The sequence below is a fragment of the Allorhizobium sp. NPDC080224 genome (assembly GCF_050281005.1).
Lineage (GTDB): Bacteria > Pseudomonadota > Alphaproteobacteria > Rhizobiales > Rhizobiaceae > Allorhizobium.
This window is the reverse complement of the sequence record NZ_JBNNWJ010000001.1, coordinates 2,030,785-2,047,986: the sequence shown is the minus strand read 5'-3', so window position 1 is coordinate 2,047,986 and position 17,202 is coordinate 2,030,785. Positions and strand designations below refer to the sequence as shown.

Sequence of the window (17,202 nt, the reverse complement as noted above, 5' to 3'; positions counted from 1 at the left end):
ATGCCGGCCGAAGTCGCGGTCTTGTCCGCGACTCTGCGACCGAGCCTAGTCCAAATTCGCCATTGTCACAAATCGATGCCTGTCAGTCGGCTGGAGCAATCAGCCGAACTTCTTTTGCAACTCCATCGCGCCGCGTGGTGCATTGACCTTGCCGCCGGAGATGAAGAAGGCAAAGACGTCACGCGGTTTTTCCTCTGACTTCTGGTCTTTCGCAATCAGCGGGAGATCGTCGGGCACACCGCCTGCCGCGTAGGTCTTCAGCCGTTCAGCCCAGGCATCGAGTTCCGCCGACGGGTAACAGGTAGGGGTCTCGTCCGTGCCCTCTTGCAGCCGTGCATAGACGAAGTCGGCGGTCGGATCGGCGAACATCGGATAGTCGTGATGATCGGCACAGACGGCGGCCACGCCATGGCGCCTCAGCATCTCGATGAATTCCGGTACCTGGAAGGAGGCATGACGCGGCTCGACGACATGGGTAAGGGCGCGGCCCTCCAGGGTCTTCGGCAGAAGCGCCAGAAATGCCTCGAAATCCTCGGGCTCAAACTTCTTCGTCGCCATGAACTGCCAGAGGATCGGCCCCAGATGATCCCCGAGTTCGGCAATGCCCTGGTTGACGAATTTCTCGATCGACGGACCGGCCTCGGCCAGCACCTTGCGATTGGTGCAATAGCGGCTTGCTTTCAGCGAAAAGACGAAACCATCCGGTACCTCCGATGCCCATTTGGCGAAGGTGGCCGGCTTCTGGCTGGAATAGTAGGTGCCGTTGACCTCAATCGCGGTCAGCTGACGGCTGGCATAGTCGAGCTGTCGCTTCTTCGGCAGATCGGAGGGGTAAAAGCTGTCGTCCCAGGGATCGAAGGTCCAGCCACCGATGCCAGTGCGGATCGTACCTGACTTTGTCATGGCTTGAATGCATCCTGTTCAGTTTCGCCAAATCCCGCGGTCTGGCCGACATCTTGAAGGATCAAGCGATAAACCCGGCCTTCACGCGCGGCGGCAGGCAGATCCCCACGTCGCAATGCCTCTCTCGCACGATCGAGTTTGCGGATCTCATCAAGGCCAACAGACAGCCCCCATGAACCGGCTGCATCATCCATCGTGACTAAAACCTCGACCGCGAAATCTCCCTCCCGCACCATCTGTAGCGTCGTTGTCATCTCACGATCCTCCGCGAAAAATGATCCGTCCAACGATCCGGATCGGGACGATAGGCTGTCACCAGAACGGCAGGCTCTTGAGCGCCTGCCGGGAGGCCCCAAACCAGATGAATAGGCATTCCCTGTGTGTCGAACTGCAAGACCAGCACAGCAGGTCCCTTGAAATAATCAGGATAGTCCTCGACGAGGATAGCCTCTGAAATCCCTTCGATCAGTGGCTCAATCAAAATACCATCGGCAATCAGCTTCTGTAACGCATGAGCAGAAACCCTTAGCTTTCTGTCGCCGATGAGGCTGACGATGCGCTGAAGTGTTTCGCTCATCCGTTACTCCGCTGCCTGCACCTTCTTCATCGGGCGCCGCTCCAGCAGCTCCTTGAGGAACTGCCCCGTATAGGACGCCTCGACCTTCACCACCTCTTCGGGCGTGCCCTGGGCGACGATCTGGCCGCCGCCATCGCCACCTTCCGGACCGAAGTCGATGATGTAGTCGGCCGTCTTGATGACCTCGAGATTGTGCTCGATGACCACGACACTGTTGCCCTGGTTCACCAGCTCCTGCAGCATTTCCAGAAGCTTGGCCACATCGTGGAAATGCAGACCGGTGGTCGGCTCGTCGAGAATGTAGAGCGTGCGGCCGGTCGAGCGCTTCGACAACTCCTTGGCGAGCTTGACGCGTTGCGCTTCGCCCCCGGACAGGGTGTTCGCCTGCTGGCCGACCTTGATATAGCCGAGGCCAACATCGAACAGCGCCTGCAGCTTGTCGCGCACCGCCGGAACCGCCTGGAAGAATTCGACGCCTTCCTCGACCGTCATATCCAGCACGTCGGCAATCGACTTGCCCTTGAAGGTTACGTCGAGGGTCTCACGGTTGTAGCGCTTGCCATGGCACACGTCGCAGGTGACGTAGACGTCCGGCAGGAAGTGCATCTCGATCTTGATCACGCCGTCGCCCTGGCAGGCCTCGCAGCGTCCGCCCTTGACGTTGAACGAGAAGCGCCCGGCCTGATAGCCGCGTGCCTTGGCTTCCGGAAGCCCGGTGAACCAGTCGCGGATCGGCGTGAAGGCGCCCGTATAGGTGGCCGGGTTCGACCTCGGCGTGCGCCCGATCGGTGACTGGTCGATGTCGATGACCTTGTCGATGAACTCGAAGCCGTCGATGCGCTCGTGCTCAGCCGGATTTTCGCGCGCACCCATGACGCGACGGGCCGCTGCCTTGTAGAGCGTCTCGATCAGGAAGGTCGACTTGCCACCACCGGATACGCCAGTGACTGCGGTGAACACGCCGAGCGGGATCGCCGCCGTGACGTTTTTCAGGTTGTTGCCTTTGGCGCCAACGACCTTGATCTGCTGGCCCTTTTTCGGCTTGCGCCGCTGAGCAGGGACACTCACACCCATTTCGCCGGTGAGGTACTTGCCCGTCAGCGATTTCGGATTGGCCATCACGTCCTGCGGCGAGCCCTGAGCGATCACCTGGCCGCCATGAATGCCGGCTGCCGGGCCGATATCGACGACATAATCGGCGGTCAGGATCGCATCCTCGTCATGCTCGACGACGATCACGGTATTGCCGATGTCTCGCAGATGTTTCAGCGTGTCGAGCAGTCGCGCATTGTCACGCTGATGGAGGCCGATCGATGGCTCGTCCAGCACATAGAGGACACCCGTCAGGCCGGAGCCGATCTGCGATGCCAGACGAATGCGCTGGCTTTCGCCGCCTGACAGCGTACCGGAATTGCGCGACATCGAGAGATAGTCGAGGCCGACGTCGTTGAGGAAGCGCAGGCGCTCGCGGATCTCTTTCAGGATACGTACGGCGATCTCGTTCTGCTTGTCGGTCAGCTTGGCCGGGAGGTCCTCGAACCACGAGCCGGCATTGCGGATCGCCATCTCGGTTACCTGGCCGATATGCAAGCCATTGATCTTGACGGCGAGTGCCTCCGGCTTCAGGCGGAAGCCGTTGCAGGCCGGGCAGGGGGCGGCCGACATGAAACGCTCGATCTCCTCGCGGGCCCAGGCGCTGTCGGTCTCCTTCCAGCGCCGCTCGAGGTTCGGCACGATGCCTTCGAAGGTCTTCGTCGTCGTGTAGGACCGTGCGCCGTCGGCATAATGGAAGTCGATCTTCTCTTCCGTGCCGTGCAGGATCGCCTTCTGCGCTGCTTCCGACAGGTCAGACCATTTCGAGGTCAGCTTGAAGCCGAAGGCCTTGCCCAGCGCTTCCAAGGTCTGGTTGTAATAGGGCGAGCTGGATTTGGCCCAGGGCGCGATCGCCCCGTCGCTCAGCTTGCGATGCACTTCGGGAACGATCAGCGCCTCATCGATCTTCTGCTGCGACCCGAGACCGTCGCAGGTCGGGCAGGCGCCGAAGGGATTGTTGAAGGAGAAGAGACGCGGCTCGATTTCCGGAATGGTAAAGCCGGAAACGGGGCAGGCAAATTTCTCGGAGAACAGGACGCGTTCGTGCGTTTCGTTCAGCGACTTGTTGGCCGAACCGCCGGCCGACGTTTCCTCCGGTGGCAGCGGCTTGTCTGCAAACTCGGCGACCGCCAACCCGTCGGCGAGCCTGAGGCAGGTCTCCAGACTGTCGGCCAGTCGGCTCGCGATGTCAGGGCGCACCACGACACGGTCGACCACCACGTCGATGTCGTGCTTGTATTTCTTGTCGAGCGTCGGCGCCTCGGCGATCTCGTAGAACTGCCCGTCGATCTTGACGCGCTGGAAACCCTTCTTCATCAACTCGGCGAGTTCCTTTTTGTACTCGCCCTTGCGACCCCGGATCATCGGCGCGAGGATGTAGAGACGGGTGCCTTCCTCGTAAGCGAGGATCCGGTCGACCATCTGGCTCACCGTCTGGCTCTCGATCGGCAAGCCCGTCGCCGGCGAATAGGGAACGCCGACACGCGCAAACAGCAGGCGCATGTAGTCGTAGATCTCGGTGACCGTGCCGACCGTCGAGCGCGGGTTGCGCGAGGTCGTCTTCTGCTCGATCGAGATCGCCGGCGAAAGACCCTCGATCTGGTCGACGTCGGGCTTCTGCATCATCTCGAGGAACTGGCGGGCATAGGCCGAGAGGCTCTCGACATAGCGCCGCTGCCCCTCTGCATAGATCGTGTCGAAGGCGAGCGACGACTTGCCTGAGCCGGACAGCCCGGTCATCACGATCAGGCTGTTGCGCGGCAGATCGAGGTCGACGCCCTTCAGATTGTGCTCGCGCGCACCACGGATGGAAATGGTCTTGAGTTCGCTCATGTCAGGCTCTGATCGGCAAAGGGAAGGGGACTGTCCTTGGGAGAACTGTCCTTATGTAGGCAACCGCGCCCTTGAGTCGAGGCACAAGGCGCACCGGCTGTGGAATTTCGATTCTGTTGACAGGATCATAGAGAAATACTAGAACAAATAAAGAACATTTTCGCTGTGGATTTAGCCGCCTGTTCTCCCACTCGCGGGAACGGATGGGATAAGGTGGCATTTGATTGGATTTTGAACGCCGCGGCGGCGCGGCAGTAAGGTGAGTGTCATGGCTGGTAGCGTCAACAAGGTCATTCTGATCGGCAATCTCGGTGCCGATCCCGAAATCCGCCGGACCCAGGACGGACGGCCGATCGCCAACCTGCGCATCGCGACTTCGGAAACCTGGCGCGACAAGAACAGCGGCGAACGCAAGGAAAAGACCGAATGGCATTCGGTCGTGATCTTCAACGAAGGTCTCTGCAAGGTCGCCGAACAGTATCTGAAGAAGGGCTCGACCGTTTACATCGAGGGCCAGCTCCAGACCCGCAAGTGGCAGGACCAGAGCGGTGCCGACCGTTATTCGACGGAAGTCGTTCTGCAGGGCTTCAACGGCAATCTGACCATGCTCGGCGGTCGCGGTGATGGCGGCGGAGCCTCGCGTGGCGGCAATGACTTCGGCGGTGCCGATTACGGTGGCGGCGGTGGTGGCTATGACGGCGGTTACGGTTCGCCGGCGCCTTCGCGTGGCGGCGCGTCGGGCGGCGCAAGCCGTGGCGGCAGCGCTCCTTCCGGCGGCTTCTCGCGTGACCTGGACGACGACATTCCGTTCTGAGAACCAGAGCGGACTTGATGAAAAATGGGGGCTACGGCCCCCATAATCATTTGCGGTCAATACTGGTCTGCAAGTCGCCTGTCCGAAGGTGGGTCGGCAATTGGCGAATTGCCTTCGGGGCCTGTCAGCCAGCGAAGGCGGACTTCACGCCATCGACGACAAACTGGACCGAAAGCGCGGCCAGCAGCACGCCCAGCAGACGCGTCAGCAGCGCGCGGCCAGTCACGCCGAGGAACTTGTTCAGTCTTTCGGCGAGGTAGAGCGACACCAAGACCAGGCCGAGCACCACGGCGATGACGGCAATCAGCTGCAGCTTGCCGATCCATCCGTCCATCGTGCCTGAGATCAGCACGGTGGCCGATATGGCGCCGGGGCCTGCGATCAGCGGAATGGCGAGCGGAAAGACCGCGAGGTTGTGGATGTGATCCTTGGTGATGGCATCGCCTGTCGTCTTTTCCTTCCGCTCGTTGCGCTTCTCGAAGATCATCTCGAAGGCAATGGCAAACAGCATCAAGCCGCCGGCGATGCGGAAGGCGCCCATGGAGATGCCGAGCGCGCCGAGAATGGTGGCGCCGAACAGCGCAAAGACGGTCAGGATGGCGAAACCCATCACGGAGCCGCGAATGGCGACCTGCTGGCGCTGCGCGCGGGTCATGCCCTGGGTGAGGCCGAGGAAGAGCGGGGCAAGCCCCGGCGGATCGACGGTGACCAGCAGGGTCGTCAGCGCGCTGATCATCGTTTCGGTCATCGCCATGGTGTATCTTTCTCCTGTCCAAGCATGCATAAAGCCGAAGCGCTGGTAGGCTTGCAAGCGGCGCACCCAAGATATTGAGGAAAATGCCTTTCCCAGGCCGTAAAAGCCTGTTTATAACCGGGCTCGAAATTGGCGCTTTCGCGTATGTTCCGCTATAGATTTCCCAGTGATTCCGAACAGAGATCGTGACCTGATTTGACTGAGCAAAGCACTCCCGGCGGCGGCAAGTTCCCGCAAGGCATCGAGCCTATTTCCATCATGGAGGAAATGCAGCGGTCCTATCTCGATTACGCGATGAGCGTCATCGTGAGCCGCGCACTTCCCGATGTGCGTGACGGGCTCAAGCCCGTGCACCGCCGTATCCTTTACGGCATGAACGAGCTCGGCCTCGACTGGAACAAGAAATACGTCAAGAGCGCCCGCGTCACCGGTGACGTCATGGGTAAGTATCACCCGCATGGCGATGCTGCGATCTATGACGCGCTCGCCCGTATGGCGCAGCCCTGGTCGCTGCGCATGCCGCTCATCGACGGCCAGGGCAATTTCGGCTCTGTCGACGGCGACCCGCCGGCCGCCCAGCGTTACACGGAATGCCGCCTTCAGAAGGTCTCGCACGCGCTGCTCGACGACCTCGACAAGGAAACGGTCGATTTCCGCGACAACTATGACGGCACGATGTCGGAGCCGGTCGTCGTTCCCGCGAAGTTCCCGAACCTTCTGGTCAATGGTGCGGGCGGTATCGCCGTCGGCATGGCGACGAACATCCCGCCGCACAACCTGGTTGAGGTTCTCGACGGCTGCACGGCACTGATCGACAACCCGGCGATCGAACTGCCGGAACTGATGCAGATCATTCCGGGTCCCGACTTCCCGACTGGCTCGATGATCCTCGGTCGTTCGGGCATCCGGTCTGCTTATGAGACGGGCCGTGGCTCCGTGGTCCAGCGCGGTGTCGCCCGCGTCGAGCCCATGCGCGGCGACCGCGAGCAGATCATCATCACCGAGATTCCGTATCAGGTGAACAAGTCGACGATGATCGAGAAGATGGCCGAACTCGTGCGCGAAAAGCGCATTGAGGGCATCTCGGACCTCCGCGACGAATCCGACCGCGACGGCTACCGCGTCGTCATCGAGTTGAAGCGCGACGCCAATGCCGATGTCATTCTGAATCAGCTCTATCGTTACACTCCGCTGCAGACGTCTTTCGGCTGCAACATGGTGGCGCTGAATGGTGGTAAGCCGGAGCAGCTGACGCTACTCGACATGCTGCGCGCCTTCGTCAACTTCCGCGAGGAAGTCGTTAGCCGCCGCACGAAATACCTGCTGCGCAAGGCCCGCGAACGCGCGCATGTCTTGGTCGGTCTCGCGATCGCCGTCGCCAATATCGATGAAGTCATTGCGCTGATCCGCAAGGCGCCGGATCCGGCAACCGCGCGCGAGCAGCTGATGACGCGCCGCTGGCCGGCTCATGACGTGGAATCGTTGATCCGCCTGATCGACGATCCGCGTCACCGGATCAACGAGGATCTGACCTACAATCTCTCGGATGAGCAGGCCCGCGCCATTCTCGAACTTCGCCTCGCTCGCCTGACGGCACTTGGACGCGACGAAATCGATGAAGAGCTGAACAAGATCGGCGCCGAGATTTCGGATTATCTCGACATCCTGTCGTCGCGTATCCGCATCCAGCAGATCGTCAAGGATGAATTCAAGGCGATCCGCGATGAATTCGGCACGCCTCGTCGCACGCAGATCGTCGATGGCGGTCCCGATATGGACGACGAGGACCTGATCGCCCGTGAAGAGATGGTGGTCACCGTTTCGCATGCCGGCTACATCAAGCGCGTGCCGCTCACGACCTACCGTGCCCAGCGCCGCGGCGGCAAGGGTCGCTCTGGTATGGCGATGAAGGACGAGGATTTCGCGACCCGCCTGTTCGTCGCCAACACCCATACGCCGGTTCTGTTCTTCTCGTCGCGCGGCATCGTCTACAAGGAAAAGGTCTGGCGCCTGCCGATCGGCACGCCAACCTCGCGCGGCAAGGCGATGATTAACATGTTCCCGCTGGAGCCCGGCGAGCGCATCACCTCGATCATGCCGCTGCCTGAGGACGAGGCAAGCTGGGGCAATCTCGACGTCATGTTCTCGACGACCCGTGGCACGGTTCGCCGCAACAAGCTTTCGGACTTCATCCAGGTCAACCGCAACGGCAAGATCGCGATGAAGCTCGAGGAGGAGGGCGACCAGATCCTCGGCGTGGAGACCTGCACCGAACATGACGACGTGCTGCTGACGACGGCGCTTGGCCAGGCGATCCGCTTCCCGGTCGACGAAGTGCGCGTCTTTGCCGGCCGCAACTCGATCGGCGTGCGCGGCCTGACGCTGGCCGATGGCGACCGTCTGATCTCGATGACCATTCTTGCGCACGTCGATGCCGAACCATGGCAGCGTGCGGCCTATCTCAAGCGCTCTGCCGCCGAGCGTCGCGCCATGGGCGTTGATGAGGACGATATCGCGCTCGTCGGCGAAGAAGTCGGCGCTGAGGGCGAACTTTCGGAAGAGCGCTATCAGGAGCTCAAGGCCCGCGAGCAGTTCGTGCTCACGGTCTCCGAGAAGGGCTTCGGCAAGCGCTCCTCGTCCTACGATTTCCGCACCTCGGGCCGTGGCGGCAAGGGCATCCGCGCCACCGACACGTCGAAGACTGCGGAGATCGGCGAATTGGTTGCGGCCTTCCCGGTCGAGGAGACAGACCAGCTTATGCTCGTCTCGGATGGCGGACAGCTGATCCGCGTGCCGGTCAATGGCATCCGCATCGCCAGCCGCGCCACCAAGGGCGTGACGATCTTCTCGACTGCGAAGGATGAGAAGGTTGTTTCGGTCGAGCGGATCACCGAGCCGGAAAGTGACGACGAGATCGCTGAGGCGGCAGAGAACGCCGAGGTTGACGCCGAGAGCACGATTGCTCCGGCTGAAGACGCAAGCGGCGAGGGCGGTAGCGAGACCCCGACGGAATGATGTTAAGCCGGCCCGCAAGGGCCGGTTTCTCCATTCGTCAATCGACAAACGAAAAGCCCGCCGGAACTTGGATCCGAGCGGGCTTTTTGCTGGAGGTCTGCATCAAGTTCGATGCGGTCTTATTTTGGGGCCGGCGTGTGGATCCACCGACTGTGACCGCTTGGGATCGGTCTCAGAATGCCTTGCGGCGCTCCATCATGGCCCGGAAATCGTCGTTTTCGCGCTTCAGTGCCGTGATCGCAGAGGCGACTGAGGCTACGAACATGCCGCTGATCAAAGCAGCCAGAACGGACAGGGTGATAAACATGTCATTCCTTTCTTTCTCAGCGTGGCGTTGCGTTTCTAGCGGCGAAAACTCACTTCCGATTAATGGCCGAAGCTATGGTAACGGGCCGTCATCGGGGGGCCGTAGAATGCAGCGTCACTGCTGTCCTTGACGTAAAAGGTTGCAGAGGTGGCAACCATGGCAGTCATCATCATCATCCATACGAGGTTGATCAGGGTAACCTTGTCATGCATTGCTTTAGTCCTTTGAATGCCGGCATTCGCTGCCGTAAAATGCTTGCGTGCGGAAATAGTTCCCGCACAGTGTAGGAAGAGGTTTATCGGGCGATGCCTGAAGTCCTCTTGAACGTCCTGTTCATCTGGCGTTCATCTTCGCAATCCAGCGGCGACTGCTCCATCCAGTCCCGTGCAACCATCAGTCCAAGTTCGATAAGCAGAGACGCAGCGATGGCGGAAGCGATCAGAAGAGCGAGCATGGGGACGTCCTTGGTCTGTCTCGGTTTGGTTGACGATACAAACCTATCGCGATTGGCCTGAAGCGCCCTTGAATGGCGTGTTCATCTGCGGTTCAGCGGTCTGGCCGGGTGCCCGGGTCGATGAAGGCGTGACAAAGGCCCGCTCTCAGAGTGCTTGCGATCAGCCGGCTTCCGTGACAAAAGGCGGGCGAAACCAACAGACGGGTTCTCATGGCGACCGCATTTTATCCTGGCTCTTTCGATCCGATGACCAACGGCCACCTGGACGTACTCGTTCAGGCGTTGAACATCGCCGATCGCCTGGTGGTCGCGATCGGGACGCATCCGGGAAAGACGCCGCTGTTCGCCTATGAAGAGCGCGCCGATCTGATCCGTGAATCACTGGCCGCGGTTCTGCCTGACAGGGCAGAGGACCTCGAGGTGGTGTCCTTTGCGGATCTCGCAGTCGATGCCGCCCGCCGGCATGGCGCGCGCATCATGGTGCGCGGCCTGCGCGACGGGACCGATTTCGACTACGAAATGCAGCTTGCCGGCATGAATGCGACCATGGGGCCCGACGTGCAGACCGTCTTCTTGCCGGCGGCCACCGCCTCGCGGCCCATAACGGCCACATTGGTTCGCCAGATCGCCGCAATGGGTGGCGATGTCGGTGCCTTCGTACCCGCGCCGGTGCTTGCCGCCCTCAATTCCAGATACGGCCGCTGAGCCGCAATTTTTAGAACGGGAGTGATCATGAAGCTCGTCCAACTCGCAACCGCATTTCTCCTGGCTGTAGCCGGCTTCGGCTCCGCCCAGGCTCAGTCCAACGAGGACTTCCTGACCATCCAGCTGAAGGACGGCCCGGTCTTGATCCAGCTGATGCCTGACGTTGCACCGAAGCATGTCGCACAGATCAAGGAACTCGCTTCCAAGGGCGAATACGACAATGTCGCCTTTCACCGCGTGATCGAGGGCTTCATGGCCCAGACCGGTGACGTACAGTTCGGCGACATGGAAAACGGCTTCGAGCCTGGTCGTGCCGGCACCGGCGGTTCGAGCCTGCCCGACATCGAAGCTGAATTCTCGAGCGTTCCCTTCGAGCGCGGCACGGTCGGCATGGCGCGCAGCCAGGACCCGAACTCTGCCAATTCGCAGTTCTTCATCATGTTTGCCGAAGGCGGCTTCCTGAACGGCCAGTACACGGTCGTCGGCAAGGTCGTGTCCGGCATGGAATATGTCGACAAGATCAAGCGCGGCGAAGGCGGCAACGGCGAAGTCACTGATCCGGACCGCATGGTCAAGGTCACTGTCGGCCGCAATTGATATCAAAAGGGCTCAACGCCCCAATCCAAGGAGAAACACCATGGCCGAGATCAAGGATCCGGAAAACACCATCCTGATGGAAACCACCAAGGGTAAGGTCGTCATCGCGCTCTTCCCGGATCTGGCCCCTGGCCATGTCGCCCGCATCAAGGAACTGTCGCGTGAAGGCGCCTATGACGGCGTTGTCTTCCACCGCGTCATCCCTGACTTCATGGCGCAGACCGGCGACGTGAAGTTCGGCAAGAAGGGCGGCTCGGACTTCAACCCTGGCCGCGCCGGCATGGGCGGCTCGGACAAGCCGGACCTGAAGGCCGAATTTTCGGCCACGCCGCATGTTCGCGGCACCTGCTCCATGGCGCGCTCGCAGAGCCCGAACTCGGCCAACTCGCAGTTCTTCGTCTGCTTCACCGATGCACCGTGGCTGAACAAGCAGTATTCCGTCTGGGGCCAGGTCATTGAAGGCATGGACGTCATCGACCAGATCAAGAAGGGCGAGCCCGTCAGCGACCCCGATTCAATCGTCTCGATGAAGGTTGCCGCCGACGCCTGATCGGCTTAAAGCCACACGAAGCCCGCCTCGGTGCCTGGCACCTGGGCGGGTTTTCGCGTTCAGATATTCCACCCACACTCTGACAGACAGCGATGCGTGTAGACTTCTTCGACTTCGATCTTCCGGACGACAACATTGCGCTCAGGCCCGCAAGCCCGCGGGATCATGCACGTTTCCTTGTTGTCCGGCCGGAGGCTGAGCCAGTTCTGGAAGACCACCATGTTTACGACCTGCCGTCGTTCCTGAGACCTGGCGATGCGCTGGTCTTCAACGACACAAAGGTTATCCCGGCCCAACTCGAAGGCATCCGCCATCGTGACGGCGCGGAAGAGATCGCGGTCTCCTGCACGCTGCATATGCGGGTTGGTGCCTCCAGATGGAAGGCCTTTGCCAAGCCCGGCAAGCGCATCAAGCAGGGTGATCGCATCGATTTCGGTGTGGGGCAGGGCGACAGTGCCGCATGCCTCGCGGGAGCGCTGGTTGCGACCGTCGCCGAGAAGGGCGAAGCCGGTGAGATCGACCTCGCCTTCGACCTCTCGGGCCCCGATCTCGACCAGGCGATTGCCACCGTCGGCCATATCCCGCTTCCGCCCTACATCGCCGCCAAGCGGCCGGAGGACGGACAGGATCGCACCGACTACCAGACCATTTATGCCCGCGAGGAAGGGGCGGTTGCGGCCCCGACCGCCGGCCTGCATTTCACGCCCGATCTGTTCGCGAAACTCGACGCCTCCGGTGTCGAGCGCCATTTCGTCACGCTGCATGTCGGCGCTGGCACCTTTCTCCCCGTCAAGGCGGATGATACCGCCGAACACAAGATGCACGAGGAGATCGGCTATATCTCGCCTTCGACGGCCGCCGCGCTCAATGCCGTGCGCGCCCGAGGCAACCGCATCATCGCCGTCGGCACCACCTCGCTGCGCCTGCTCGAAAGTGCAGCGCTCGACGATGGCACCATCCCCGCCTGGTCCGGCGCCACCGGCATCTTCATCACGCCCGGCTATCGCTTCAAGGCGGTGGACCTGCTGATGACCAATTTCCACCTGCCCAAATCCACGCTCTTCATGCTGGTGTCCGCATTTGCCGGCCTCGACACGATGCGCCAGGCTTATGCCCACGCCATCGAGACCGGCTACCGCTTCTACTCCTATGGCGATTCCAGCCTTCTCTTCCGGAAAGACGACTGACCGATGTCCGAGAATTTTACCTTCAATCTCAAGGCCACCAGTGGCAAGGCGCGCCTCGGCGAGATCACCATGCCGCGCGGCACGATCCGCACGCCGGCCTTCATGCCTGTTGGAACCGTCGGCACGGTCAAGGCGATGTATCTTGATCAGGTGAAGGAAGGCGGTGCCGACATCATCCTCGGCAATACCTATCACCTGATGCTGCGCCCCGGCCCGGAACGCGTCGCCCGCCTCGGCGGCCTGCATGAACTGATCCGCTGGCCCGGCCCGATCCTGACCGATTCAGGCGGCTTCCAGGTCATGTCGCTGTCGGGCCTGCGCAAGCTCGATGAGCAGGGTGTCACCTTCAAGAGCCATGTCGATGGCTCGCTGCACCACATGTCGCCGGAGCGCTCGATCGAGATCCAGGGCCTGCTCGACAGCGACATCCAGATGCAGCTCGACGAATGCGTGGCGCTGCCGAACGAGCCGCGCGAGATCGAACGCGCCATGGAATTGTCGCTGCGCTGGGCCGAACGTTGCCGCGTCGCTTTCGGCAACCAGCCCGGCAAGGCCATATTCGGCATCGTCCAGGGCGGTGACCAGCCGGCACTGCGCATCCGCTCGGCAGAGGGCCTGAAGCAGTTGGATCTCAAGGGCTATTCGATCGGTGGTCTTGCCGTCGGCGAACCGCAGGCCGTCATGCTCGACATGCTGCGCATCACGCTGCCGGTGCTTCCCACCGAAAAGCCGCGTTACCTCATGGGCGTCGGCACGCCTGACGATATGCTGAAATCGGTCGCCGAAGGCATCGACATGTTCGACTGCGTCATGCCGACCCGCTCCGGCCGCCATGGTCTCGCCTTCACCCGACGCGGCAAGATCAATATCCGCAATGCCCGCCACGCTGAAGACATGCGCCCGCTCGACGAGCAGTCGTCCTGCCCGGCGACCCGCGACTACTCGCGCGCCTATCTGCATCACCTCGTGCGTTCCAATGAAGCGCTCGGCGGCATGCTCTTGTCCTGGAACAACCTCAGCTACTATCAGGAACTGATGCAAGGCATCCGCCAAGCGATCGCGGAAGACCGCTTCGAGGACTTCAAGGCGGAGACTATCGAGATGTGGGCACGCGGCGATATCGACCCGGTCTGATCTACGTCAGGGCAAGGCGGTCATGCCGCCCACCCATCTGTCAGATCAGATCCCCTGACTGTTGGTTTCGCGTTTGATGCGGACACCGTTGATGGCGAACTGCCCATCGCGCTGCCGCTTCAGCTCGTAATAGACGGCCCAGTCCTTGCCGTCAGGCGCCGAGATCAACACTTCCTGATAGGCGACCGTACCGTCGGGTGAGACCTGGTTACGGCCAAAGGCGTAGTTGCCGGGCCGATAGACCGGGCCATAGCTCTTCTTCACCATTTCGAAGAAGCGTTCGGCATTGGGAAAGACCGACTTGATCTCCGGCGAGGCAAAGGAATAGGCGGTCGTCGCGTCATCGTTGAGGAAGGCTGCGATCTGCTGCTCGATCACATCCTTTGCGAGGCCTGCGACCTCGGTTTTCACATCCTGCTGGGCAATGGCCGGGGCAGCGAGCAGGCCGGCCGTGAGAAATAGGGCAACTCCAATCCGCATGCGCATCATCATCCCCTTGTTTCAGGAAGTCCGAAATAAAAGGATAGGCCGATTCGCCGGGACGAAAAGGCCTGATGACAATTTGATGTCGCTTATCGCGATATCGTGAGTAGAGGCGCACGGTTCACCCTGCCCAAGGCTGGACAAGGCACGCCGAAAACCGCTTTAAAGCAGAACAGATAACCGCGGTTGCAACGTGGCCGCGAGCAATACTGACTGCTTAGCGTGACGAGGAGCCTTGCGATGATTGACGACCTGCTCGACCAGATGACACTCGAAGAGCAGGTTGCACTGCTGGCGGGCGCTGATTTCTGGACCACGGTTGCTGTCGAACGCCTCAGCATTCCCAAGATCAAGGTGACCGACGGCCCGAATGGCGCACGCGGTGGTGGATCGCTGGTCGGCGGCGTCAAATCCGCATGCTTCCCCGCAGCCATCAGTATCGGCGCCAGCTGGAACCCCGAGCTGGTACGCGAAATGGGCGTGGCACTGGCTGAAGAAGCGAAGACAAAGAGCGCGCGGGTCCTTCTCGCGCCGACCGTCAACATCCACCGCTCTGGCCTCAATGGCCGCAACTTCGAATGCTATTCGGAGGACCCGATGCTGACCTCGGCGCTGGCGGTCGCCTATATCGAGGGTGTGCAGTCACAGGGCATCGCTGCCACAATCAAGCATTTCATCGCCAATGAAAGCGAGATCGAGCGGCAGACCATGTCGTCGGATCTCGACGAGCGCACTCTGCGCGAGATCTACCTGCCGCCCTTCGAGGCGGCTGTGAAAAAGGCCGGCGTCTGGGCGATCATGTCCTCCTACAACCGGTTGAACGGTGTCTGGACAAGCGAAAATCACTGGCTGCTGACCGAACTGCTGCGCGAGGAGTGGGGCTATGACGGCATCGTCATGTCCGACTGGTTCGGCTCGCATACGACAGAAGCCTCTGTTATCGGCGGGCTCGATCTCGAGATGCCCGGTCCGGCGCGCGATCGCGGGGAAAAACTGGTGACTGCCGTCCGCGAGGGCAGAGTGCCGGCCGAAACCGTCAAGGCCGCCGCGCGCCGCGTTCTGTTGCTGCTTGAGCGCGTCGGAGCATTCGAAGACCCGAAGATGGAAGAAGAGAAGGCCATCGATCGCCCCGAACACCGCGCGCTCATCCGCAAACTTGGCGCCGAGGGCATGGTTCTCTTGAAGAATGACGGCATCCTGCCGCTCGACAAATCCGCCCTCGACCATATCGCGGTGCTCGGCCCGAACGCCGCCGAACCGCGCGTCATGGGCGGCGGCAGCGCCCAGATCAACGCGCATTACAAGGTGAGCCCGCTCGGGGGCATTCGCACAGCCTTGTCGGGTACCAATCGGGTCATGCATTTGAAGGCTTGCCGCAACAATCGCCTAACGCAGATGATCAGGGGCGAGGTGTCCGTCGACTTCTACCATGGCCGTGACTGGTCCGGCCCGGTCGTGCAGCGCTCCACGGCCGAGGAAAGCCAGTTCTTCTGGCTCGACATGCCGGATGCATCCCTCGACCCTCGGAATTTCTCGGCGCGCATCACCACGCGCTTCCGCCCAGAGGAGACCGGCAACCATATCTTCGGCCTGACCAATGCGGGCTTTGCCAAGCTCTATGTCGACGGTGAACTTGTGGTGGATGGCGAGACCGGCTGGGCGAAAGGCGACAATTTCTTTGGTCTCGGCAATTCGGAAGTCCGCGTCGAGAAGGTCCTCGACTTCGGGGACACCTATGAGATCCGCGTCGATTACCGCGCCATGCCCGAGGGTCATGAGGGCATCGAGATCCGTGCCCTGCGCTTCGGCGTTGAACTCCCGACGTCCGATGCGGCGATCGCGGAAGCCGTCGAGCAAGCCAAGGCCTGCGACGTCGCCATCCTCGTCGTCGGGCGGGAAGGGGAGTGGGATACCGAAGGCCTCGACCTGCCCAACATGCGCCTGCCCGGACGGCAGGAGGAACTGATCGAGAAGGTCGCAGCCGTCAATCCGCGCACCGTTGTCGTCCTCCAGACCGGCGGCCCGGTCGAAATGCCATGGCTCGACAAGGTGTCGGCCGTCATCCAGGCCTGGTATCCGGGTCAGGAGGCCGGCAACGCGATCGCCGACGTGATCTTTGGCGATGCCGAACCTGGCGGGCGCCTGCCGCAGACCTTCCCGCAGCGTCTTTCCGACAATTCCGCCATGACAGGTGATCCCAGAACGTATCCGGGTGAAAACGGCCATGTCGTCTACACGGAAGGCCTTGCGGTCGGCTATCGCCACCACGATGCTGATGGCGAAAAGCCGCTCTTCCCATTCGGTTACGGCCTGTCCTACACGACATTCGCCTGGTCCGTGCCGCGTGCCTCGAGCGTCGATATGGGGGCCGACGGCGTTGCTATCGAAATCGAAGTGACGAACACAGGCGACCGGGCAGGGGCCGAACTGGTCCAGCTTTACGTCAAGCCAAAGGCGTCGCGCCTGCTGCGTCCGGTCAAGGAACTGAAGGCCTTCGCCAAGTTGCATGTCCCGGCCGGCGAGACTGCGACGGCAAGGCTTTCGGTCGCCGTCCGCGACCTCGCTTACTTCGATCCGCAAGCCCGCGCCTGGATTGCCGAAGCCGGCGAATACGAAATCGTCATTGCCGCCAATGCCGAGGATATCCGCGCCACGCTGCCGCTGACATTGGCCAGCGAGTGGCGGGAAGGGGTGTCGGCCCCGCCTCTGCCTGCGGTCGTCGACTAAAGCGACACGCGATGCGGCGCAGAGATCGAGCGCTCCGCCGTCTCTTGCCGTGCCGTGAAATTCAATTAGA

Annotated in this window: 17 protein-coding genes; 8 read left to right on the top strand and 9 right to left on the bottom strand. The window is 61.4% G+C overall.

The window, feature by feature from the left end:
* Positions 1 to 99: 99 nt before the first annotated feature.
* Genes ACQKP1_RS10300 through uvrA form a run of 4 tightly spaced genes read right to left on the bottom strand, consistent with a single transcriptional unit; the run spans position 100 to position 4,405 of the window.
* Complete coding sequence (locus tag ACQKP1_RS10300) at positions 100 to 903, bottom strand: DUF72 domain-containing protein (protein WP_427275145.1); 804 nt, start codon at positions 901 to 903, stop codon at positions 100 to 102.
* Positions 900 to 1,157 (bottom strand): hypothetical protein, encoded by a 258-nt coding sequence (locus ACQKP1_RS10295; protein ID WP_427275144.1) that lies wholly within the window; start codon positions 1,155 to 1,157, stop codon positions 900 to 902. The genes ACQKP1_RS10300 and ACQKP1_RS10295 overlap by 4 nt, the downstream gene beginning before the upstream one ends.
* Positions 1,154 to 1,480, bottom strand: coding sequence for a DUF4258 domain-containing protein (locus ACQKP1_RS10290; RefSeq protein WP_427275143.1), 327 nt, complete (start codon positions 1,478 to 1,480; stop codon positions 1,154 to 1,156). Before ACQKP1_RS10290 ends, ACQKP1_RS10295 begins: the two co-directional genes overlap by 4 nt.
* A 3-nt stretch (positions 1,481 to 1,483) precedes the next feature.
* Positions 1,484 to 4,405 (bottom strand): excinuclease ABC subunit UvrA, encoded by a 2,922-nt coding sequence (gene uvrA / locus ACQKP1_RS10285; RefSeq protein ID WP_203016161.1) that lies wholly within the window; start codon positions 4,403 to 4,405, stop codon positions 1,484 to 1,486.
* Between the two features lie 268 nt (positions 4,406 to 4,673).
* On the opposite strand from uvrA, the gene ACQKP1_RS10280 reads away from it, so the two are divergent.
* Complete coding sequence (locus tag ACQKP1_RS10280; RefSeq protein ID WP_006727710.1) at positions 4,674 to 5,219, top strand: single-stranded DNA-binding protein; 546 nt, start codon at positions 4,674 to 4,676, stop codon at positions 5,217 to 5,219.
* A gap of 124 nt (positions 5,220 to 5,343) precedes the next feature.
* Here ACQKP1_RS10280 and ACQKP1_RS10275 read toward each other — a convergent pair whose 3' ends face one another.
* A complete protein-coding gene (locus ACQKP1_RS10275; RefSeq protein ID WP_427275142.1) occupies positions 5,344 to 5,973 on the bottom strand; it encodes a MarC family protein in 630 nt (209 codons plus the stop codon).
* Positions 5,974 to 6,168: 195 nt separating this feature from the next.
* On the opposite strand from ACQKP1_RS10275, the gene gyrA reads away from it, so the two are divergent.
* Positions 6,169 to 8,988: a DNA gyrase subunit A gene (gene gyrA, locus ACQKP1_RS10270; protein WP_427275141.1), complete on the top strand. Its 2,820-nt coding sequence runs from the start codon at positions 6,169 to 6,171 to the stop codon at positions 8,986 to 8,988.
* Positions 8,989 to 9,160: 172 nt separating this feature from the next.
* On the opposite strand, the gene ACQKP1_RS10265 is transcribed toward gyrA, so the two are convergent.
* The 3 genes from ACQKP1_RS10265 to ACQKP1_RS10255 form a co-directional block, all read right to left on the bottom strand.
* Positions 9,161 to 9,295 (bottom strand): hypothetical protein, encoded by a 135-nt coding sequence (locus ACQKP1_RS10265; RefSeq protein ID WP_006727707.1) that lies wholly within the window; start codon positions 9,293 to 9,295, stop codon positions 9,161 to 9,163.
* Between the two features lie 59 nt (positions 9,296 to 9,354).
* Positions 9,355 to 9,507: a hypothetical protein gene (locus ACQKP1_RS10260; protein WP_157790736.1), complete on the bottom strand. Its 153-nt coding sequence runs from the start codon at positions 9,505 to 9,507 to the stop codon at positions 9,355 to 9,357.
* Positions 9,508 to 9,590: 83 nt separating this feature from the next.
* Positions 9,591 to 9,749 carry a hypothetical protein gene (locus ACQKP1_RS10255; RefSeq protein ID WP_203016157.1) on the bottom strand — a complete coding sequence of 53 codons (159 nt, stop codon included), beginning with the start codon at positions 9,747 to 9,749 and terminating at the stop codon, positions 9,591 to 9,593.
* A 210-nt stretch (positions 9,750 to 9,959) separates the two neighbouring features.
* Here ACQKP1_RS10255 and coaD point away from each other — a divergent pair, with 210 nt between their 5' ends.
* The 5 genes from coaD (at position 9,960) to tgt (ending at position 13,922) form a co-directional block, all read left to right on the top strand.
* Entirely contained in the window at positions 9,960 to 10,454 is a 495-nt protein-coding gene (gene coaD, locus ACQKP1_RS10250; RefSeq protein ID WP_427275140.1) for a pantetheine-phosphate adenylyltransferase, read from the top strand.
* 27 nt (positions 10,455 to 10,481) lie between these two features.
* The gene (locus tag ACQKP1_RS10245) at positions 10,482 to 11,051 is read left to right on the top strand and encodes a peptidylprolyl isomerase (protein ID WP_427275139.1); all 570 of its coding nucleotides are present in this window, start codon (positions 10,482 to 10,484) and stop codon (positions 11,049 to 11,051) included.
* A gap of 40 nt (positions 11,052 to 11,091) precedes the next feature.
* Entirely contained in the window at positions 11,092 to 11,601 is a 510-nt protein-coding gene (locus ACQKP1_RS10240; protein ID WP_427275138.1) for a peptidylprolyl isomerase, read from the top strand.
* Between the two features lie 92 nt (positions 11,602 to 11,693).
* Positions 11,694 to 12,788 (top strand): tRNA preQ1(34) S-adenosylmethionine ribosyltransferase-isomerase QueA, encoded by a 1,095-nt coding sequence (queA, locus tag ACQKP1_RS10235; protein ID WP_427275137.1) that lies wholly within the window; start codon positions 11,694 to 11,696, stop codon positions 12,786 to 12,788.
* Between the two features lie 3 nt (positions 12,789 to 12,791).
* The gene (tgt, locus tag ACQKP1_RS10230) at positions 12,792 to 13,922 is read left to right on the top strand and encodes a tRNA guanosine(34) transglycosylase Tgt (RefSeq protein ID WP_427275136.1); all 1,131 of its coding nucleotides are present in this window, start codon (positions 12,792 to 12,794) and stop codon (positions 13,920 to 13,922) included.
* Between the two features lie 45 nt (positions 13,923 to 13,967).
* Here tgt and ACQKP1_RS10225 read toward each other — a convergent pair whose 3' ends face one another.
* Complete coding sequence (locus ACQKP1_RS10225; RefSeq protein ID WP_246753969.1) at positions 13,968 to 14,402, bottom strand: DUF4864 domain-containing protein; 435 nt, start codon at positions 14,400 to 14,402, stop codon at positions 13,968 to 13,970.
* Positions 14,403 to 14,645: 243 nt separating this feature from the next.
* Between ACQKP1_RS10225 and ACQKP1_RS10220 the strand changes: the two genes are divergently transcribed.
* A complete protein-coding gene (locus ACQKP1_RS10220) occupies positions 14,646 to 17,132 on the top strand; it encodes a glycoside hydrolase family 3 C-terminal domain-containing protein (RefSeq protein ID WP_427275135.1) in 2,487 nt (828 codons plus the stop codon).
* The last annotated feature ends 70 nt before the right edge of the window (positions 17,133 to 17,202 follow it).